Here is a 19419-nt window from a genome sequence, read left to right on the forward strand (position 1 = left end):
TCAGCGGTTGCGGTTGCCTTGCGACAGAAGGCGGCCCATCTGTGCCGCGATCTGGGTTTGCGAGCGTTGAAAGCCCGCCACATCGGGGGTCTGGATGTTGAAACTCACATGCACCGCCCCACCGCCACCTGCCGCGCGCACGCCCAAGCGCCCGTCAGGGCCACGTGACAGCGGCATGATCGCCTCTGGTCCCGCCTCGCCCATCAGGCCCGTGCAGCCGCGCATGGGAAATGCTGTGGCCTGAGAAATGACGCCGCCCTTGGCAAAGGGCATGATGGACCCCATCGCGCCAGAAACCCCTTGCGCCAAAAGGCTGCCAAAGGCGTTCTGCACAGGTTTCATGGCGGTATTGTAAACGCTGCCCGCCATCGACTGCGCAATGCCGCGCAGCGCGTCCTGCATGCGCATTCCGTCAAAGATCACGCCGTCAAAGGCCCGCCGCAACCCCGTCGAGAAGCTGCGCGACAGCCCGTCCACCTCGCGCCCTGTAAAGGTCAGGTTGCGCCCCAGCCCTGCCAGTTCGCTGTCAAATTCAGCCACCAGCCCTACGGTCTGGCCAAGGCGTTGTTCCAGAGCGGAAATCTGCGCCTCAAGATCGCTGAGATTGGTCATTCTGAGTGCCTTTCACAGTGTCAGGGTAGCGCGCGGCCAACTCGTTCAGCCGCGCGCGGGTCAGGGGTCCGGGCGCGCCCTCCAGCCCGGCCATGATCATCAACTCGACCGGGGTCAGCGCCCAGAAATCACGCGGGGTCAGGCGCAACTCGCGCAGGCCAAGGCGCATCAGCGCGGGCCAATCAAGCGCACTCATACAGGCGGGGTAAAGGCGCGGGCCAGAACTTGCGCGGCCACTTGTGCTGCACCGTGAATGCCGCCCGCAATCTCGGCGCGGGTCAGGTCAGCGGCCTGCCCCTGCCAGCCGCCGCCGCGCAACCCCGCCACCAACAGGGCCAGCACATCGCGCGCGCTAAAGCGCCCCTGCTCGAACCGCTCGACCAGTGCCAGCAGCGTGTCCTCGCCAAGGGCTGCTTCCAATTCGGCCAGCGCACCAAGCGTCAGGCGCAGCACATGGGGCTGGCCGTCCATCACCAGCGTCACCTCGCCTGCATAGGGGTTGCTCATGGATCAATCCGCCACAAAGGTGAGCTGACCAGCCGAGGCAAGCGACAATTCAAACGTCGCCTCGCCATTATGGCTGCCGGAATAATCAAGGCCGGTAATCATGAACGGGCCGGAGATAGTGCCGAAATCGGGAATGATGATCTGAAAGCCCGGTGTTTCACCGTTGAAGAAGATCGCGCGCGCCCGTTCATCCGTACCTGCATCGCGGAACACGCCCGCGCCGGAAATGGCCGCCGATTTGACCCCCGCGCCCCCCAGCAATTCGCGCCACCCCCCCGCTGATGACAACGAGGTCACATCGACCGTTTCCGCGTTGAAACTGATGCGCGTGGCGCGCAGACCCGCGACCGTTTCAAACTGGCCGTCGCCCGTCATATCGACCTTTACCAGCAAATCCTTGCCATTCTGTGCACCCATTGGGCCACCCTCCTAATTCGTGAAACTCAGTTGTCCTCGACCCGCGCGCGAAAGCGCAGGTCAATGCGGCGGGTCTGGTCGCCCTCGATCTTGCGGGCCTCGGCGCGGTCAAACCACATGCCCACCAACCGACCCCGCGACAGGGTCAGGTTTGGTGCCTCCAGCAACTCGCAAATCCGCGCGGCGACTTGTTTGGCGGCCAGAAAGCCGCTGGCATTGGTCACGACCGAAATGGTCAACCGATGCTCGGCCCCGCTGCCGCTCTTGTCGGACCGGTCAAGCACCTGCTCCACGCCGATCAGCGCATAGGTGGCGGGTGGGGTGGCAGGCGGGATCGCGTCATAGATCGCGCCGCCAAGCTGCGCAGACAACGCGCTATCTGACGCCAGATGCTGGAAAATCGCTATTTGCAGGGCCGGAGCGATGACATAGCTCATGCGGGCATCTCCTCTTGCGCGGTGCAGACCAGATAGCGGCCCTGCACATCGGCCTCGGCCACCGCCAGAATGCGGAATATCCGCGCCCCTTCGATAAACCGTTGATCGGGGCGGGGGCGGCGGTCAGACCCTTGCGGGGCGGCGCGCACCAGAATGCGCAGCCGCACATCGCCCGACGGCCCAAGGCTGGCAAAGCGTTCACGCCCCGCCCCCGCCCGGATTTCCGCCCAAAGCGTGCCAAGCGCTTGCCACTGGGTCACAAAGCCGCCCGCGCCATCGGGTGTGATGACAGGGGTTTGCAGCACCAGCGCACGCGAAAGATGGGGCGCGGCGCTCATACCCGCCCCCCAAGGCGCAGATCGCGCCAGCGTTCCAGAAGCGCGCGCACCCCAAACCCCAGATCCGGATTGCCCCCCGCCTCGCGCCCCTCATAATATTGCGCCGCCAACAGCAGCACCGCTTGGCGCAGGTCAGCCGGAATACTGGCCCACTCCGCACCAAACCCGGCTGAAAACGCAATCACCACAGCCCCACCTGTCGGAATGGACGGCAAGGCCGTGCCCGCCGCCTCGACCCGTGGGCGGGTGCCATCGGCATCCAGCCGGTAGCGCGCAGGCGCGACCAGAGTTTCCACCCCGCCCGCATCCAGCAACGTCATGCTGTGCAGCGCAGTTACCGGGGCCACAGGCAGCGCTTGCGCATAGCCGTTGCGCCAGCGCGTCAGGCGCAGGCTATAGCTGCGCAGGAACAAGGCCCGCGCAACCCGTCCTTCGACTGTGGCGATTGCGGCGCGCACATACTGCTCTAACAGCCCGTCCTGCGTCGCGTCATCGGCAAAGCCTGACGAAAGGCGCAGATGGTCGCGCAACTCGGCCAGCGGCAAGGCCGCCAAGGGAATAGGGGTGATCTCGGTCAGGGTCATGTCAGCCTCGCGCAGAAAATCGGGAAAATGGGTGCCCCGACACGCCCGGCCCGCTTGTGCGGGGGCAAAGGGGCAAGACCGGTCAGGCCGGGCAAACAGGCATCAGGGCACCCGCCCTGCCCTGCGCAACAGCACAGGGCAGGAAGCGTCATCAGCTTTCGCCGAATTTCAGCAATTTGATGGCCTTGAAGTCCGACACATCGCCACCCACGCGCTTGGTGGCATAGAACAGCACATGCGGTTTCGCGCTGAACGGGTCACGCAGCACGCGCATATCGGGGCGCTCTGCAATCGTATAGCCAGCCGCGAAATCGCCAAAGGCAATCGCGGTGCTGTCGGTGGCGATATCGGGCATATCCTCGGCGACCAGCACCGGATAGCCCATCAGGCGCGCTGGCTCGCCCGCCGCCAGCCCATCTGACCACAGAAAGCGGCCATCGGCATCTTTCATCTTGCGCACGGCCCCTGCGGTTTTTGAGTTCATGACAAACACCGCATTGGCGCGGTAGGTCGCACTCAGCGCATAGACCAGATCGACAATCGCGTCAGAGGCATTGGCACTGGCAAAATCGCCATCAGCACCGGTGGCGATATAGCCCAGATTGCCCCATTCCCACAGCTCTTCGTCAATCGTGTCATGGGTGAGGAAACCGCGCGGCTTGTCAGCCCCATCGCCATGGATAAAGGCCGCAGCCTCGGCCCGCGCGAATTTGGACGCGATGCGACCGGCCAGCCACCCCTCAACATCGAACGCGCTGTCATCCAGCAGGCGCTGGCTGGCTTTGGGCATCGCGGCCAATTCATGCAACCGGATCGGGATACGGTCGATGGTGGGGCTGTCGGATGGAGCAACACTGCCAGATTCCGTGGCCCAGCCGGACGACACATCCGTATGATCGACCAGCACATCAAAAGATGTCGCCTCGACCGTGACCACACTGGCTATTGCGCGGATGGACGCCGTGGAATGCAACACGCTGCGAATGACAGATGCGGTTTCAGGGTCCACCAGATAGCCCCCCTCGGCGGCCACTTGCGTGTTCAGGCCCTTGGCCTCCAGCTCCAGCCCGCGCAGGGGGCTGTCATCGCCAGAGCGCAAATAGGCGTCAAAGGCCTTGTGGTGAAGTGTGGGGCCCGCTTCGCCCTGGCTTAATGTCGGGCGGGTGGGGGAAAGGGCAGTCTTGCGATCCAGCATGGTCAGTCGCTCTTCCTGTTGTGAAAATTTCCGGGTGATCTCGGCCTGAAAGGCGTCGAATTCCTGCGCAAAGCCGTGCATCGCGGCTTTCATCTCGATATCCGGGCCATGGGCGCAGCCGCGCCGCTCTGGCCCGCTGCCGGGGGCACCGGTCGGGTCATGTCAGTCTCCTGCAAGGGAAAGGGGAAATGTCGATCAAGGGCAGGTTAAAGGATGTCGCCCAAGATCAGGTGAACACAGCGCACGCTGGTGATTACAGCCGCGCAACATCGGCGCGCGCAGCGCTCATGCGCGCGGTCATTGCATCCAGATCGCGCAGGATATCGGATTTGCGGGTGATCCGCGCCTCGGACTGCATGGGAAAGGTAACTAAGCTGACCTCCCACAAATCCAGCTCGATCAGTTTGCGCCCGGCCCCCGGCACCGCCTCGGCGCGCAGGGTGCGGTAGCCGATGGACAGCCCGTCCACAGCCCCCGCCAGCAGCAGCGCGCGCGCCTCGCGGGCGCGGGCCACCTCGGGCAGCAAGCGCCCTGTGACGCGCAAGCCATGCGCATCCTCGACCACCTCATCCCACAGGCCGATGGGCTGCGCGGGGTCATGCTGCCACAGCATCCGCACCTGATCGCCCCGCGCCGCCATGCGTTTCAGCGACGCGCCATAAGCACCGGGCATAACCGTGTCGCCGCCCTTGTCGCGCCGCCCGAAAACCGAGGCATAGCCCCCGATTCTGTGCCCCTCGGTCACGCTCAGCGCGGCCTGTGGCGGGCTGAATTTATATTCCATGCACTCTTTCCTTTCACTGCAAGGCACTGGCCAGCGCCAGCGCGCCGTGCAACAGCACCCCTGCCACCACACCGAACACCGCCAGCCACAGCCGTTTTTCCAGCCGCTCCAACGCGGATTCGAGCCGCAGCATCCGAAATTCCAGCGCTTCCTTGCGCACCTCGAACACGCGTTCATGGGCCTCAATCCGCGCCTGTGCCGCCTCGAAACTGTCATAAAGATAGCGCGAGCCGCCCACGGCCCGGCGCGCGCTCATGCGCCCTCGACATGCGGGGGCAGGCCTAGAAGCGCGCGCTTTTCGCCGTCACTCAGAAACGACGCCTCGCCCACGCGCCGCCATTGCTGTTCGCGCTCCACGGCCAGTGCGGGCACCTGATCAAGATCAGGTTTCAACTCCACCTCGCCGGGGATGAACCCTGACAGCCAATGCGCGACACTCGCTGTCACCCGCATCGCCATCGGCAAGACCGTCAGACGGTAGAACCCGCGATTGGCCTCTTGGTAATTGGCATAGGTCGCATCCCCCGGAATACCCAGCAACATGGGCGGGATGCCGAAGGCCGTGGCAATCTCGCGCGCCGCCGCCTCCTTGGTTTTCTGAAACTCCATATCAGAGGGCGAAAAACCCATCGGCTTCCAGTCAAGCCCGCCTTCCAGCAGCATCGGGCGGCCTGCATTGCGCGCGCCGGTGTGATGCGCCTCCATCTCGGATTGCAGCCGCTCGAACTGCTCGGTGCTCATGCTGCCCTGCCCCTCTGCACCGCGATAGACAATCGCACCAGAAGGGCGCGCGGCGTTGTCCAAAAGCGCCTTCGACCAATGGGACGCGGCATTATGCACATCCACCGCGCGGCGCGCGGCCTCCAAGGGCGACAGGCCGTAATGGTCATCTTGCGGGTGAAAGCTGCGGATATGGCAGATCGGGGCCGCCCCCTCGCGCATGTGAAAGCGGTGTTTGGCCGTGCCGACAGTGTAGTCATAGGCCACAGGCCAGCCATCGGACCCCAGCACCACGCGCATCCGGTCGGATCGCAGCACATGCAATTCGCGCACTGCCCCGGCCTCGTCGGTCACTGCCTCCAGATAGGCATTGCCCGACAACAACAACTGCGCGTACAGCGCCTCGAACAATTCTGCGCGCCCCTGCGCCGTATTGGGGCGCGAAATCAGCTCCAGCACCGGATGCGTTTCATAGCGCCGCGCACAATCCTGCAAAATCAGCGGCAGCGCACTTGCCGCCTCCGAGATCAGCCGCACGGCGCGAAAGCCCACCGGGTTGCCCAGAAATCCGGCGCGGGTCAGCGACACGTCATCGCGCGCCGTCCATGCGGCCCCGGCCACGCCATACGCCGCCTTGCCGGCAATCCGCCCCGCTGTCAACGGCCCCACGGCCGAAGCTTTCGCCTCTCTTGCGGGCTGCGTCGCCTGTTCCAGGGGGCTTGCCTTGCGCAAAAATTCAAACATCAGACGCTCTCTCCATCCTGTTCCCCATTTTCTTGCGCGAAATACTCTCGGGGGGTGCGGGGGGCAGACAGCCCCCCGCCTGTTTCCGAAATCTCTTCCGCCTGAGGTGAACCCTAGCGCCAAGCCATGAAGACGCAGTTCTCACAGCGTACGCACCATCGGGCGCGACCAGCGCGCCGCCGGGCCAAGGATCAGATCCTGCACTGCCCAGACCAGCGCATCGACGCGGTCCGGGCTGCCGGTGCCGCGAAACCCTTGGGCGGTCATCTGCATCATCTGATCTTCCAGCGCCCCCAGCCTTGCCGCATGAAACACCCGCCCCTGCTCATAAAGTGCTGCCACGGGTTCGGCGCGCGCGGCCTTGCCGCGTGTCGCATGCACCGCGCGGTAGGGCACCAACGGGTCGATCTGGCGCAGCACTTCGGCCACCAGATCGCCGCCCTGATTGACCTCGGCCACGATCCGCTCGGCGTTGTGGCGCGCCATCGCATCCAGTGCCGCGCGGGCCCATGCACTGGGCGAGGATGCGCGCAGGCTGGCATCTTCCAGCACATAGGCGCGCCATTCCGATGGCGGGCCGTCTGTCACGGCGCCCACCACCACGATCCCGCACAGGTCCGATCTCGAACCCGAACTGACCGCAGGGTCCACCGCCACCACCACACGTGACAATTCGGGCAGATCCGCCACCCGCGCGCGTTCCAGAAGCGCCATCGGCCAGAGCGTGCCTTCGGTATCTTCCACCATCACCCCGTCCAGTTCCTGCCGTTCCAGATGCGAGCCGCGATAGCGCGCGCGGATTTCTTCCAGAAAGGACGGTGCCAGCCATGCGCGGTTGGCCTCGGTCGCGGCATGGGTCATGACCGTTGAGGGCGCGCGCAGGATGGATTTCAGCGTCGATTGCGCGCGGGGCGTGGTGGTGATCAACTGGCGCGGATGATCGCCCAGCCGCAGTGCGAATTGCAGCATGTCCCATGCCTCGGCTGCTTTGGGCCATTTCGCCAACTCGTCACACCATGCCGCGTCAAATTGCGGTCCGCGCAACGCCTCCGGGTCCGAGGCGGAAAAGCATTGCGCAATCGCGCCATTGGGCCAGACAAGGCGGCGCTTGGTCGCTTCCCATTGCGGCAACCGGTCAGGGGGCGAGCAGGCCAGAATGCCGCTATCGCCGAACACCATCACATCGCGCGCCTGATCATAGGTTTCGGCCACCAGCGCCACACGGCGCGCAGCACCTGCATCATTGGGCCGCGCCCCTTCGACCTGCGCGCGCACCCATTCCGCGCCCGCGCGCGTCTTGCCTGCCCCGCGCCCGCCCAGACAGACCCAACTGCGCCACGCGCCGTCGGGGGGCAGCTGGTGGGGCGCGGCCCAGAACTCGAACAGCCACGGAAGGGCGGCAAGGGCGGCATCGCTCAACCCGTCAAGAAACTCCGTCACGGTCGCGGGCGGCGCGGAGGCAAGAAATTCGGCGGGCGATTTCATCTCTTGCAGCGCCGAGGTCCAGGGCGGCACCGCTGGCGGCGTCAACACCTTTGAGTTTCTGTAACTGGGCACGTTCATGATAGGCAATCTCCAGGGCTTTGCGCAGGCTGCGGAATTCTTCGGTCAATTCCTTTCCACAGGCGGGCGTGATGTCATCATAGCTTTCCAGCAACCGCGTCAGACGCTCGATGCTGATATTGAGAAGCTGCTCGGAATAGGACACCATGTTTTCCGGTGTCGGCCCGTTGGGCGGGCTGTTTTCAGTGGTCATTTGCTGATGCCTGTCCTCATGTCGCCCCGCACAAGCGCCCCTTGGCCTTGATGGCGAAGAAGCCCGGTCAGGCGGCCCTGTCAGACTAGTGCCTCGCTTCGGGGTATTTGACAGCTTTGATTTTTTCTGAATCTCTGTGGAGCGTAGCAGCTTTCTGGGGGTGAGATGATGACAAGAGGGTGCAAGCCGAAGTATGTAGTTCGACTGACGACAGAGGAGCGTGAACACCTTGAAGGGATGATCAGAACGGGTCGGCAAGCCGCCTACAGACTGCTGAAGGCGCGGATTTTGCTGAAGGCGGATGTGTCCTCTGATGGCCCGGGATGGGAAGATGCGCGCATTGCCGAGGCATTAGAGACCAGTCTCTCGACTGTTTTCCGCACCCGGCGCCAACTTGTGGAGGAAGGGCTTGAGGCGACTTTAGCGCGCAAAGTTCCAGCGTCGCTTTCACAACCTCGGATCTTCGATGGGCAAGCCGAGGCCAAGCTGATCGCGCTTGCCTGTTCCGAACCACCCGAAGGATATACGCACTGGACACTCAGGTTGTTGGAAAAGCGGGTTGTCGAACTGGGCATTGTTGAGCAGGCCAGTGATACCACAATCCAACGCACGCTTAAAAAAACGCGCTCAAACCGCACCGGAACCGGTACTGGGTAATCCCACCCAAAGCCAACGCTGGTTTCGTGGCGGCCATGGAGAATGTGCTGGACGTCTACACCCGTCCACACGATCAAAACCGTCCGCTGGTTTGTCTGGACGAGACCAGCAAACAATTGACCCGTGAGACCCGCACACCCATTCCCATGCAGCCAGGGCGCGAGGCGCGCCATGACTACGAATATGAACGCGCAGGTGTCGCCAGCCTGTTCATGTTATTCGCTCCTCTGGAGGGCTGGCGCCACGTCGAGATACGCGATCGACGCACTGCCATCGATTATGCCCATATCCTGCGCGATCTGGCTGATCTCCACTTTCCCTATGCCGAAAAGATCGATCTCGTGCAGGATAATCTGAACACCCACAACCCTGCATCGCTGTACGAGGCTTTCCCGCCTGCCCAAGCGCGCCGCATCGCACAACGGTTCGAATGGCACTACACGCCAAAACATGGGTCTTGGCTCAACATCGCTGAATGTGAACTCAGCGTCCTCGCTCGCCAATGTCTGGCCCGGCGCATCCCGGACAAAACTATGCTGAAGGCCGAAGTCGATGCATGGACAACAAATCGCAACTCCCAACGCGCCAAAACCAACTGGCAGTTCACAACTCAAGACGCGCGCACAAAGCTTATCCGGCTTTATCCGCAAATCGAGTGAATCGCAGGACTAGCCGGGCAAGCTGAAGGAAATGGTCAGACAGCGTGCGCTGTCCGAGTGATGGCCATCTGATAGAAGATGCCTGATGGCGGCCTGGAGGGCTTTGTGGTCATAGAAACAGGGATCAAGCCGCGCAGCGTCGGGCCGCGGTGCGGCGATCCGCAATCGAAGTTAAAGCACTTTATGCCGGACAAATCCGCGAAAGTTCAGAGCTTTGCGCATGTGGCAACCAAATCGCCGTGCCCGGGGGCGGCCCGACGCTGCGCGGCTTTGCACAAGGTTCCAACAGCGGAAAGACCCGCCAGCGGGAATGGGTCAGAGCGGCCAGAAAATGGGGATGAAGAACGCCGCCGTGGGGGCCATGACAAAATGCATCGGCAGGCCCACGCGTATGAAATCGGTGAACTTATAGCCGCCCGGCCCATAAACCAGCGTGTTGGTCTGGTATCCGATGGGCGTGGCAAAGGCCGCCGACGCCCCCAGCATAACCGTCACCACAAGCGGGCGCGGATCAATCCCAAGCGCCAGCCCAAGGCTGATGACAATCGGCGTCAGCACCACGGCCACCGCGTTATTGGTCACAAGTTCAGTCAATGTCAGGGTCAGCACATAAATGCACAAGATCAGGAAGAAGGGCGACAGGGCCGTCAGCATGGGCGATGCGCCGCTGACAATCAGTTGCACGGCCCCCGACGCCTCTAGCCCCGCACCCACGCTGAGCATGGCGAAAATCAACGCGAGCAACCGCCCGTCGATAAAGCTGAACGCCTCATCCGCGTCAATGCAGCGGGTCAGCAACACGACCGCCACCCCCAGAAATGCCAAGGGCGCAATCGGGGCCAGCCCCAAGCCCGACAGCGCCACAATCGCAGCCAGCACAACGATGACAATCGGCGCATGTTTGCGCCGATAGGCGCGCTCGGTCGGTTTGGTGATATCGGCAAGGTTCATATCCTGCGCCAGCCGCCCGATATCTTCGGGCGCGCCTTCCAGCAGCAAAGTGTCCCCCACCCGCACCACCAGATTTTCGATATTCGTGCCGATATTCTGATTGCGACGATGCACGGCCAGCGGATAGACCCCGTAGCGCCTGCGCAACCGCATCCCCCCCAGACGCCGCCCCACCATGCGCGAATCCGGTGAAATCAGCACTTCGACCGTCGTCGTCTCGACCGAGGACAGACGGTCCACATCGCGCTGCGGGCCAATCAGGTCAGGGTCGTCAACCTCTTGGCTGTTGACCTGTGTCACATCGGGGTTTTTCTTCAGCCCCAGCACTTCGGAAATCTGGGTGCGCAGGACCACACGGTCCCCGGCGCACATTTCAATCTCTTTCATGTCGCCCCAACGCAGCGACGCATCGCCGCGCAGCACGTCAATCACGCGCGCGCCTTCGCGCTTGAAGATATCCACCTCGGCCAGTTTCAGCCCGATCAGACGCGAGCCTTCGGGGATGGCCACTTCGGTAAAGAACTTGGTGCGCGAGCGGTCCGACAACAGATCGCTCATGGATTTGCGGTCAGGCAGCAAGTGGCGGCCAATCAGACCCAGATACAAAACCCCCGCTCCTGCCATGATGATGCCGACCTTGGTAATCTCGAACACAGTAAAGGGTTCCAGCCCATTGGCCCGCGCAACCCCGTCAACCAGCAGGTTGGTCGAGGTGCCCAGCAAGGTCAGCGTGCCGCCCATGATGGACAGATAACTCAGCGGTATCAGCACCTTGGAGGCAGATGTGCCCAAGGTCTTGGCCAATGTGATGAACACCGGGATCATGACCACGACGATGGGGGTGTTGTTGACGAAAGCCGACATGGACAGAACCGTCAGGGTCAATGTGATCAGCGTCAGAATCGGGTGCTTTTCGACATTTCTGACAGCGGCCTGCGTGATCCAGTCCAATGTGCCGGTGCGCACAAGCGCGCCCACGATGATGAACAGCGCCGCAATCGTCCAGGGGGCGGGGTTGGAAAAGGCGTTGAGCGCCGCTTCCTTGGGCAGAACGCCCAGCAACAGCATCAGCATGGCCCCGCCAATGGCGGTCACCTCGACCGGATAGGCTTCGCGCAGAAAGGACACAAACATGCCAAAGACAATCAGCAATGCGAAGATCGCTTGCAGCGTTCCGCCAAGTTCAATTCCGAACATGACCGTGTCTCCGTCCTTTACGCACCCAAACACGGTGGCTGAAATAATTGTTTCGCATATTTATTGTCAGATGCAAGCAGGCCTTAGGTAAGTGGCGGCACTGTCGGGGCAAGCTTGGGGCGGGGTTGCACAAGAAACAGGCCCGCGAACAGCAAAACCATCGCCAGCCAGACCCAAGGGCCATGCCGCTCGCCCAGAATCAGCACCGACCACAGCATCGCCCAAGCTGTCACCAGATAGGCGACCTGCGTGGCAAAGACACTGCCCGCGCTGCGCAAAAGCGAGACATATCCGGCATAGGCCAGCGCACTGGACGCCCCCGACAACACCAGCGCCAGCATGGCAGGTTGGGCCGATCTGGGCAAAACCGGCTGACCTGCGCCATAGGTGAGCGGCACCATGACCAGCATCGCCACCAGCGACCCGCCGAGCAATGCCTGCAATGCACCCGCCTGCGCGCGCGACATATGCGCGACAAAGGCACTCTCCAGCGCGTAGCATAACGGTGCCAGCGCCGAGATGAACACAAACACCACCGGCACCGAAGGCGGCAGGCTCTCATCGGGCAGCACCAGCAGAGCGACCGCAGCCGCCCCAAGCCCCAGCCCAAGCGCGCGCACGGGGCGAAACCGCTCGATCCGCAGGCCAAGGGCGAGCGCTAGTGCAAACATCGGCACCAGCGAGGTCAGCAATGCGTGCACCCCCGCCGGAATATGCCCCAGCGCCCAATAGCCTGCCAGATGCGGCAGCACGATGCCCAGCATCCCCACCACCGCATAGAGCAGCAGCGAGGCGGGGTCGCGCGGCAGATCGAACCGCCCCCGCACCACCTGCACCGCCGCCAGCACAATCAGCCCGACGGCACTTTGCCACAACACAACGGAAAACGTGCCAAGCCCCTCCAGCCGGGCAAACCGCACCAAGGGCGCACCCAGCCCCCAGAGCGCGCCAATCCCCACCAGCATGACCAGCGCCACGCCAAGGCGCAGGGGCGCATCAGCCGCTGGCATGGGTTGGCGTCACGGGCAAGTCCACTGGCGCGGGGCCAGCCTGCGGCAGCCGGCCGCCAAGGCGCACCATTTCAATACGGGTGGCCTGTCCGGTGCGGTCATCTGTCTCGATATAGGTGCCCGAAACTGTCGCCGCCCCCAATGCAGGTTCAAACCGGGCGCGCGGCATACCGGTGATGAACCGGCGCATAGGTTCGTCCTTGTGCATCCCGATAATGCTGTCGTAATCGCCGCACATGCCTGCATCGGCCTGAAACCCTGTGCCACCGCCAAGGATCTGCGCATCCGCCGTCGGGATATGCGTATGCGTGCCCACCACAAGACTGGCGCGCCCGTCGCACCAATGGCCCATGGCGTATTTCTCGGATGTGGCTTCGCAATGGATATCGACAATCGCCGCCTGCACCATACCGCCACGCGGATGGGCGCGCAGGATCGGGTCTATGGCCGAGAACGGGTCGGAATAGGGCTGCTTCATGAACACCTGCCCCAAAGCCTGCGCCACCAGCACCCGCCGCCCGCCGGGGGCATCAAAAACCCGCGCACCCAAACCCGGTGCGCCGGATTTGGCGAAATTCAGGGGCCGCAGAATGCGCGACTCGGTGGCGATAAACTCGCGCATGGTGCGCTGGTCAAAGGCATGATCGCCCAGAGTGATGCAATCGGCCCCCGCCTCTAGCAAGGATTTGGCGTGATCGGGCGACAGACCCATGCCGCCGGTGGCATTCTCGCCATTGATGACGACAAATTCCAGCCGCCATGCAGCGCGCAACAAAGGCAGGTATGCAGCCACTGCCGCACGCCCTGCCCGCCCCATAACATCGCCCAGAAACAGAATTCGCATGTGTCATGGCTTAGGCGTCCTGCGCGACAGGAGCAAGCCGGAATCAGCGCGACGCTTGTCCGGGTTTGGCGCGAAGGGCAGAAATGCGGGACTTTCCGTCGTTCGCCTCCGCGCGGAATGAAGGGCGTCAGCCCGCCGCGCATCGCCGGGCCGCCCACGGGCACGGCGATTTGGCTGCCCCAAGCGCGAAGCTCTGATCTTGCTCGGATTTGGCTGGCATAAAGTGCTATAAATCAACCGGGGATCGCCGCACCGCGGCCCGACGCTGCGCGGCTTGGTGCATCACCTCAACTTCCCCAAAGGGCTTCCATATTGGGGCGGGTGATATCAAGAGATATTTTCAACAAAAGCCTCGCCCCCGGCTGAGCTGTTGGCTGCGAGGGTGTCATCGATTGGCCGATCCGGGAGATCAGGATCATTGCAGGAGAACCACGGCGAGGGGCGTTCAGCGCGAAGACATCCATCTATCGCAGCGGTGAACGCCCCGGGGATAGGAGCCGCGGCGCCCCTGTAGTTTGAAGAAGCTGTGTGTTTGGCCGTGTTTTGCGCGCATCAGCATCACCGAAATATCCCGCACCGGAATGTGCTTCCATCCGTAGTCAGCGCTGTGGCTGCCACATTATACCCAGTCCAAGAACGGTTCCCGCGTGCCTATCTCAATGGCGCACTCAGATGGTTATCTGGTGACTAGTCCTGCGATTCACTCGATTTGCGGATAAAGCCGGATAAGCTTTGTGCGCGCGTCTTGAGTTGTGAACTGCCAGTTGGTTTTGGCGCGTTGGGAGTTGCGATTTGTTGTCCATGCATCGACTTCGGCCTTCAGCATAGTTTTGTCCGGGATGCGCCGGGCCAGACATTGGCGAGCGAGGACGCTGAGTTCACATTCAGCGATGTTGAGCCAAGACCCATGTTTTGGCGTGTAGTGCCATTCGAACCGTTGTGCGATGCGGCGCGCTTGGGCAGGCGGGAAAGCCTCGTACAGCGATGCAGGGTTGTGGGTGTTCAGATTATCCTGCACGAGATCGATCTTTTCGGCATAGGGAAAGTGGAGATCAGCCAGATCGCGCAGGATATGGGCATAATCGATGGCAGTGCGTCGATCGCGTATCTCGACGTGGCGCCAGCCCTCCAGAGGAGCGAATAACATGAACAGGCTGGCGACACCTGCGCGTTCATATTCGTAGTCATGGCGCGCCTCGCGCCCTGGCTGCATGGGAATGGGTGTGCGGGTCTCACGGGTCAATTGTTTGCTGGTCTCGTCCAGACAAACCAGCGGACGGTTTTGATCGTGTGGACGGGTGTAGACGTCCAGCACATTCTCCATGGCCGCCACGAAACCAGCGTTGGCTTTGGGTGGGATTACCCAGTACCGGTTCCGGTGCGGTTTGAGCGCGTTTTTTTAAGCGTGCGTTGGATTGTGGTATCACTGGCCTGCTCAACAATGCCCAGTTCGACAACCCGCTTTTCCAACAACCTGAGTGTCCAGTGCGTATATCCTTCGGGTGGTTCGGAACAGGCAAGCGCGATCAGCTTGGCCTCGGCTTGCCCATCGAAGATCCGAGGTTGTGAAAGCGACGCTGGAACTTTGCGCGCTAAAGTCGCCTCAAGCCCTTCCTCCACAAGTTGGCGCCGGGTGCGGAAAACAGTCGAGAGACTGGTCTCTAATGCCTCGGCAATGCGCGCATCTTCCCATCCCGGGCCATCAGAGGACACATCCGCCTTCAGCAAAATCCGCGCCTTCAGCAGTCTGTAGGCGGCTTGCCGACCCGTTCTGATCATCCCTTCAAGGTGTTCACGCTCCTCTGTCGTCAGTCGAACTACATACTTCGGCTTGCACCCTCTTGTCATCATCTCACCCCCAGAAAGCTGCTACGCTCCACAGAGATTCAGAAAAAATCAAAGCTGTCAAATACCCCGAAGCGAGGCACTAGCCCTTTGTCGGCATCATCGGGGACCGCGTCCCGGCTTGGGGACCTCGGTGAGCCATCGCCGTCAGGCGCGGCCTATCTCTCCTTTTGCTTCAGAACTCTGATGTGACCGGGGGTGCGGTTTTTCACAGCCTATGCTGTGGTGGCCGCCACAGCATCAGAGCGGGTGTAGCGAAATTCAGCGTTGTCTCGCCACATGCGGTGCAGAACCACCCCGATCCGACGCGCCAGCGCAACTGTCGCGCGCTTCTTTCCGCGCCGTTTGGCGACATTCCAAGCCCAGGCACTCAGCCAATTGGGGCGCCCGCTATGCAACATCACCGTTGCCGCTTGATAAAGCGCCGTGCGCAACCCCGCATCGCCCGCCCGTGAGATCTCGCCAATGATATCGCGTTCACCGGATTGCTCGCGGCGTGGCGTCAGGCCAACCCAGGGACCAACGTCTCTGGAAGATCGAAATCGTTCAGGGTCATCAATCGCTGCCTTGACCGTCAGAGCCACGCGGTAACCAACGCCTGGCATGGTCATCAACTGACGGCAGACGCGATCAGATTTGGCATGATCACGCAGCAACTTCTCCATCCCTGCCAGCTCCTGACGCAGGGCACGGCGCGCACTCAAGATCGGGGTCGCGGCAGCTTCCAGCATAGGATTGCCCTCGGCCAGCTCCAGCACCCGCTGTTCAAACCGCCCCTTGGCCACCTGTCCCATCTTCAGTCCGAAGTTGCGCAGCACTCCACGGATCGACAGCTCAAGCGAGAGGGTCGCTTGCTGGATTGCCTTGCGCGAAGACAGCAGCGCGCGCATTTCCTGTGCCGACAGGGATTTGCAATGAACCGATCGGAACCACCCCATCTGCAAGAGCCGCGCAATCCCTTCGGCGTCGCGCCGGTCTCAATGGCGCACTCAGATGGTTATCTGGTGACTAGCCCTTTGTCGGCATCATCGGGGACCGCGTCCCGGCTTGGGGACCTCGGTGAGCCATCGCCGTCAGGCGCGGCCTATCTCTCCTTTTGCTTCAGAACTCTGATGTGACCGGGGGTGCGGTTTTTCACAGCCTATGCTGTGGTGGCCGCCACAGCATCAGAGCGGGTGTAGCGAAATTCAGCGTTGTCTCGCCACATGCGGTGCAGAACCACCCCGATCCGACGCGCCAGCGCAACTGTCGCGCGCTTCTTTCCGCGCCGTTTGGCGACATTCCAAGCCCAGGCACTCAGCCAATTGGGGCGCCCGCTATGCAACATCACCGTTGCCGCTTGATAAAGCGCCGTGCGCAACCCCGCATCGCCCGCCCGTGAGATCTCGCCAATGATATCGCGTTCACCGGATTGCTCGCGGCGTGGCGTCAGGCCAACCCAGGGACCAACGTCTCTGGAAGATCGAAATCGTTCAGGGTCATCAATCGCTGCCTTGACCGTCAGAGCCACGCGGTAACCAACGCCTGGCATGGTCATCAACTGACGGCAGACGCGATCCGATTTGGCATGATCACGCAGCAACTTCTCCATCCCTGCCAGCTCCTGACGCAGGGCACGGCGCGCACTCAGGATCGGGGTCGCGGCAGCTTCCAGCATAGGATTGCCCTCGGCCAGCTCCAGCACCCGCTGTTCAAACCGCCCCTTGGCCACCTGTCCCATCTTCAGTCCGAAGTTGCGCAGCACTCCACGGATCGACAGCTCAAGCGAGAGGGTCGCTTGCTGGATTGCCTTGCGCGAAGACAGCAGCGCGCGCATTTCCTGTGCCGACAGGGATTTGCAATGAACCGATCGGAACCACCCCATCTGCAAGAGCCGCGCAATCCCTTCGGCGTCGCGCCGGTCTGTTTTGATCGGCATCGCCTTCAGCGCACCCTTCACCTGCCGAGTTTCCATCAAAACGGTGGCAAAGCCAGCCTCGGTCAAATGCTGATACAGCCATTGCGACAATGGCCCAGCTTCAAGCCCTACCCCAACGACGCGCCCGGGCAGGCCACGCAAGACCCTCACCAGATCTTCGGGTTCGCTCGGCGCGGCCGTTTCTTTCACCACCTTGCCCTGCGCGGACACCACGCAAATCGCGGTGCTTGCAAGGGAGACGTCTAAACCGATATACAAATCCATGTCGTTGCCCTTTCGTATTGGATATCTTGGGGCGCGCTTCACAGCACGACCCCGTTGACACGCAGCCCAGCGTGCCAAGGGCAACGACACATCAATCAACCTCGGATTTCAATTCACAACGGCCGTGATTCGTGCCGAGCCCCAATACGGTATCTCACTTCTACCCATCGCCCCTGCGTCCAAGCCAAAACCACGCGGATTGACCAGTGAAGACGAACGCGCCCCACATCCGACACCAGTGTCAGACGCCCAGCCCTAACTCTCGGCCTGCTCGGTCAACTGGCGCACGGCGTAATCGGCGGCGTCATCGAAGGGCTTGAGCACGACACTTGCGCCCTTGCCGATAAGATCTTCTGCCTCGGCCACTTGCTGGACGGACAAGAACACCTTGCCCTTGTAATTGGCCGATTTCAGGCCGTGCAGAAGCGCAAGCTGGGGGTCGGCCTCGGTCAGGGCACCACGGTCGCGGGGCACGGCTGACACGACCGCCTGAACGCCTGTCAGGTCCATATGCACGACAAATTCGGGGTCGGTCGCATCGCCATAGCTGGCCTCCAGCCCCATGCGCCGCCAGTTCGCCAGCGCTTCGGGGTCGAAGTCTATGCCCAGCACGCGGTAGCCCTTGTCATGCAGCTTGCTGCCGATCCGGCAGCCATAGCGGCCCAGCCCGAAGATCACAAAATCCACATTGCGCGCATCATCCACGCTTTGGGTGTCGTCCTGTTCGCGGTGCGGGCGTCTGCGCTCGAATATCCCAAGAAACGGCTCGCAGATCTCGAACAGCTTGTGCGACCATGTGATCATGTAAACTGACAGCGCAATCGTCACGAGGCCCACCAGCGTGACCAGCCCCATCGCCTCGCCGCCGATATGGCCAATGGTGATGCCCATTGCCATAAAGATCAGCGAGAATTCGGATATCTGCGCCACTGTCAGGCCGGCCAGAAAGCCGGTGCGCTTGCGGTAGCCCATGAACCCCATGATCGCCAACACGATCAGCGGGTTGCCGATCAGCACGAACAGCGACAACACAATCGCGGGGCCGATCTGGTCGCCCAGAGTCGAGAGTTGCAGCGACGCGCCCAGATTGATGAAGAAAAACAGCAACAGAAAATCGCGCAAGGACGCAAGGCGCGACGAAATCGCTTCGCGGTATTCGGTCGAGGCCAGCGAGACACCTGCAAGCAGCCCGCCCAATTCCTTGCCAAAGCCCAACGCATCGCCCAATGCAGCAAGGCTGGCGGCCCAACCCACGGCAAAAATCACCATCAATTCCGGTGAGCGCGCGATCTGCGCCAGCAGCGCGTTTGCGACATAGCGGATGAACACAACCACCGCGCCGACCATGACCGCGCCGCCAATAAAGACCTGCGCGACATCCCACAGCCCGCCCGCATCTTCGCCCATGCCCACCCCGATGGCCGACAGCGTGACCATGGCCAGCACGACGAAAATATCCTGCACAATCAGAAAGCCCAGCGCGATCTTGCCATGCAGCGCGCCGATTTCCTGTTTGTCGGACAACAGCTTGACGATGATAATCGTGGATGAAAACGTCAACGCTATGGCGATATACAGCGATGTCACCGGATCAAGAGCAAGGGCCAGACAGATCAGATACCCGAAAAACGCTGTAAATGTGACCTGCCCCAGCCCTGTGGCCACCGCCACCTTGCCCAGATTGCGCACCAGACTGACATCCAGCTTCAGCCCGACCAGAAACAGCAGCACTGCGATTGAGATTTGGCTGAGGGTTTCGATAAACTCGGTCGATGACACCAGCCCCAGCGCATCCGGCCCTGCCAGCACGCCCACGGCGATGAACGCCACCACAAGCGGTTGGCGCAGCAACAAGCCGATAAAGCCAACACCTGCGGCCAGCAGCACCAGAAGTGCTATTTCATAAAAGACTGAGGCGAAACTGGTGTCCAAAATATCCTCGCTGCAATCAGGCTGTGATCTGTTCGATACCTAGCCGGT

Annotated in this window: 20 protein-coding genes and 1 pseudogene; 1 reads left to right on the plus strand and 20 read right to left on the minus strand. The window is 62.0% G+C overall.

From position 1 onward, the window contains the following. The 13 genes from BD293_RS14405 to BD293_RS14465 form a co-directional block, all read right to left on the minus strand. A complete protein-coding gene (locus BD293_RS14405; RefSeq protein WP_142082818.1) occupies nucleotides 1-612 on the minus strand; it encodes a phage tail tape measure protein in 612 nt (203 codons plus the stop codon). Continuing rightward, on the minus strand, nucleotides 590-808 hold the full coding sequence (locus BD293_RS14410; RefSeq protein ID WP_142082820.1) for a rcc01693 family protein: 219 nt from the start codon (nucleotides 806-808) through the stop codon (nucleotides 590-592). The genes BD293_RS14405 and BD293_RS14410 overlap by 23 nt, the downstream gene beginning before the upstream one ends. After that, nucleotides 805-1119, minus strand: coding sequence for a gene transfer agent family protein (locus BD293_RS14415; protein WP_142082822.1), 315 nt, complete (start codon nucleotides 1117-1119; stop codon nucleotides 805-807). Before BD293_RS14415 ends, BD293_RS14410 begins: the two co-directional genes overlap by 4 nt. A 3-nt stretch (nucleotides 1120-1122) precedes the next feature. After that, on the minus strand, nucleotides 1123-1536 hold the full coding sequence (locus tag BD293_RS14420; RefSeq protein WP_142082825.1) for a phage major tail protein, TP901-1 family: 414 nt from the start codon (nucleotides 1534-1536) through the stop codon (nucleotides 1123-1125). Between the two features lie 26 nt (nucleotides 1537-1562). Then, nucleotides 1563-1973: a DUF3168 domain-containing protein gene (locus BD293_RS14425; RefSeq protein ID WP_142082828.1), complete on the minus strand. Its 411-nt coding sequence runs from the start codon at nucleotides 1971-1973 to the stop codon at nucleotides 1563-1565. Beyond that, nucleotides 1970-2311, minus strand: a complete 342-nt coding sequence (locus BD293_RS14430) for a head-tail adaptor protein (RefSeq protein WP_142082831.1) — start codon at nucleotides 2309-2311, stop codon at nucleotides 1970-1972. The genes BD293_RS14425 and BD293_RS14430 overlap by 4 nt, the downstream gene beginning before the upstream one ends. After that, entirely contained in the window at nucleotides 2308-2895 is a 588-nt protein-coding gene (locus BD293_RS14435; RefSeq protein ID WP_142082833.1) for a head-tail connector protein, read from the minus strand. The genes BD293_RS14430 and BD293_RS14435 overlap by 4 nt, the downstream gene beginning before the upstream one ends. A 151-nt stretch (nucleotides 2896-3046) precedes the next feature. Further along, nucleotides 3047-4171, minus strand: coding sequence for a phage major capsid protein (locus tag BD293_RS14440; RefSeq protein ID WP_246086371.1), 1125 nt, complete (start codon nucleotides 4169-4171; stop codon nucleotides 3047-3049). Between the two features lie 172 nt (nucleotides 4172-4343). Next, entirely contained in the window at nucleotides 4344-4874 is a 531-nt protein-coding gene (locus BD293_RS14445) for an HK97 family phage prohead protease (RefSeq protein ID WP_142082838.1), read from the minus strand. Nucleotides 4875-4887: 13 nt separating this feature from the next. Then, on the minus strand, nucleotides 4888-5130 hold the full coding sequence (locus BD293_RS14450) for a GTA head formation protein, RCAP_rcc01685 family (RefSeq protein WP_142082841.1): 243 nt from the start codon (nucleotides 5128-5130) through the stop codon (nucleotides 4888-4890). Next, complete coding sequence (locus BD293_RS14455) at nucleotides 5127-6341, minus strand: phage portal protein (RefSeq protein ID WP_142084618.1); 1215 nt, start codon at nucleotides 6339-6341, stop codon at nucleotides 5127-5129. Before BD293_RS14455 ends, BD293_RS14450 begins: the two co-directional genes overlap by 4 nt. 138 nt (nucleotides 6342-6479) lie before the next feature. After that, a complete protein-coding gene (locus BD293_RS14460; protein WP_211841033.1) occupies nucleotides 6480-7823 on the minus strand; it encodes a DNA-packaging protein in 1344 nt (447 codons plus the stop codon). Next, nucleotides 7762-8094, minus strand: coding sequence for a hypothetical protein (locus BD293_RS14465; protein ID WP_142082843.1), 333 nt, complete (start codon nucleotides 8092-8094; stop codon nucleotides 7762-7764). Before BD293_RS14465 ends, BD293_RS14460 begins: the two co-directional genes overlap by 62 nt. Before the next feature lie 168 nt (nucleotides 8095-8262). Between BD293_RS14465 and BD293_RS14470 the strand changes: the two genes are divergently transcribed. Continuing rightward, nucleotides 8263-9410, plus strand: a protein-coding gene (locus tag BD293_RS14470; protein WP_142084307.1) for an IS630 family transposase whose coding sequence is annotated in 2 segments (ribosomal slippage) — nucleotides 8263-8710 and nucleotides 8710-9410 — 1149 coding nt in all. Because the reading frame shifts where the segments join, the coding sequence is not laid out codon by codon here. Between the two features lie 315 nt (nucleotides 9411-9725). On the opposite strand, the gene BD293_RS14475 is transcribed toward BD293_RS14470, so the two are convergent. The 7 genes and pseudogenes from BD293_RS14475 to BD293_RS14505 form a co-directional block, all read right to left on the minus strand. Continuing rightward, the gene (locus BD293_RS14475; RefSeq protein WP_142082845.1) at nucleotides 9726-11558 is read right to left on the minus strand and encodes an SLC13 family permease; all 1833 of its coding nucleotides are present in this window, start codon (nucleotides 11556-11558) and stop codon (nucleotides 9726-9728) included. Between the two features lie 83 nt (nucleotides 11559-11641). Continuing rightward, nucleotides 11642-12568: a DMT family transporter gene (locus tag BD293_RS14480; RefSeq protein WP_142082847.1), complete on the minus strand. Its 927-nt coding sequence runs from the start codon at nucleotides 12566-12568 to the stop codon at nucleotides 11642-11644. After that, nucleotides 12555-13412, minus strand: coding sequence for a TIGR00282 family metallophosphoesterase (locus BD293_RS14485; protein WP_142082849.1), 858 nt, complete (start codon nucleotides 13410-13412; stop codon nucleotides 12555-12557). Before BD293_RS14485 ends, BD293_RS14480 begins: the two co-directional genes overlap by 14 nt. 700 nt (nucleotides 13413-14112) lie before the next feature. After that, nucleotides 14113-15260 (minus strand): IS630 family transposase gene (locus BD293_RS14490; protein WP_142084307.1). Its coding sequence is split into 2 segments (ribosomal slippage): nucleotides 14113-14813 and nucleotides 14813-15260, totalling 1149 coding nucleotides; the frame shifts between segments, so codons are not numbered across the junction. A 212-nt stretch (nucleotides 15261-15472) separates the two neighbouring features. Next, a pseudogene (locus BD293_RS14495) lies at nucleotides 15473-16234 on the minus strand (IS110 family RNA-guided transposase); the annotation flags it as partial. A 164-nt stretch (nucleotides 16235-16398) separates the two neighbouring features. Next, nucleotides 16399-17439: an IS110 family RNA-guided transposase gene (locus tag BD293_RS14500; protein WP_142079327.1), complete on the minus strand. Its 1041-nt coding sequence runs from the start codon at nucleotides 17437-17439 to the stop codon at nucleotides 16399-16401. A gap of 255 nt (nucleotides 17440-17694) precedes the next feature. After that, complete coding sequence (locus BD293_RS14505) at nucleotides 17695-19371, minus strand: cation:proton antiporter (protein ID WP_246086311.1); 1677 nt, start codon at nucleotides 19369-19371, stop codon at nucleotides 17695-17697. Nucleotides 19372-19419 lie beyond the last annotated feature (48 nt).

Origin of the sequence: Roseinatronobacter monicus (assembly GCF_006716865.1) — a bacterium.
GTDB classification, from domain to species: domain Bacteria; phylum Pseudomonadota; class Alphaproteobacteria; order Rhodobacterales; family Rhodobacteraceae; genus Roseinatronobacter; species Roseinatronobacter monicus.

Excerpts from the sequence above, each read along its gene's own strand:
- BD293_RS14445 (WP_142082838.1), bottom strand. The coding sequence starts at position 4,874 with ATGGAATATAAATTCAGCCCGCCACAGGCCGCGCTGAGCGTGACCGAG.
- BD293_RS14425 (WP_142082828.1), bottom strand. The coding sequence starts at position 1,973 with ATGAGCTATGTCATCGCTCCGGCCCTGCAAATAGCGATTTTCCAGCAT.
- BD293_RS14435 (WP_142082833.1), bottom strand. The coding sequence starts at position 2,895 with ATGACCCTGACCGAGATCACCCCTATTCCCTTGGCGGCCTTGCCGCTG.
- BD293_RS14430 (WP_142082831.1), bottom strand. The coding sequence starts at position 2,311 with ATGAGCGCCGCGCCCCATCTTTCGCGTGCGCTGGTGCTGCAAACCCCT.
- BD293_RS14480 (WP_142082847.1), bottom strand. The coding sequence starts at position 12,568 with ATGCCAGCGGCTGATGCGCCCCTGCGCCTTGGCGTGGCGCTGGTCATG.
- BD293_RS14450 (WP_142082841.1), bottom strand. The coding sequence starts at position 5,130 with ATGAGCGCGCGCCGGGCCGTGGGCGGCTCGCGCTATCTTTATGACAGT.
- BD293_RS14465 (WP_142082843.1), bottom strand. The coding sequence starts at position 8,094 with ATGACCACTGAAAACAGCCCGCCCAACGGGCCGACACCGGAAAACATG.
- BD293_RS14420 (WP_142082825.1), bottom strand. The coding sequence starts at position 1,536 with ATGGGTGCACAGAATGGCAAGGATTTGCTGGTAAAGGTCGATATGACG.
- BD293_RS14500 (WP_142079327.1), bottom strand. The coding sequence starts at position 17,439 with ATGGATTTGTATATCGGTTTAGACGTCTCCCTTGCAAGCACCGCGATT.
- BD293_RS14485 (WP_142082849.1), bottom strand. The coding sequence starts at position 13,412 with ATGCGAATTCTGTTTCTGGGCGATGTTATGGGGCGGGCAGGGCGTGCG.
- BD293_RS14410 (WP_142082820.1), bottom strand. The coding sequence starts at position 808 with ATGAGTGCGCTTGATTGGCCCGCGCTGATGCGCCTTGGCCTGCGCGAG.
- BD293_RS14460 (WP_211841033.1), bottom strand. The coding sequence starts at position 7,823 with ATGAAATCGCCCGCCGAATTTCTTGCCTCCGCGCCGCCCGCGACCGTG.
- BD293_RS14440 (WP_246086371.1), bottom strand. The coding sequence starts at position 4,171 with ATGCACGGCTTTGCGCAGGAATTCGACGCCTTTCAGGCCGAGATCACC.
- BD293_RS14405 (WP_142082818.1), bottom strand. The coding sequence starts at position 612 with ATGACCAATCTCAGCGATCTTGAGGCGCAGATTTCCGCTCTGGAACAA.
- BD293_RS14415 (WP_142082822.1), bottom strand. The coding sequence starts at position 1,119 with ATGAGCAACCCCTATGCAGGCGAGGTGACGCTGGTGATGGACGGCCAG.
- BD293_RS14475 (WP_142082845.1), bottom strand. The coding sequence starts at position 11,558 with ATGTTCGGAATTGAACTTGGCGGAACGCTGCAAGCGATCTTCGCATTG.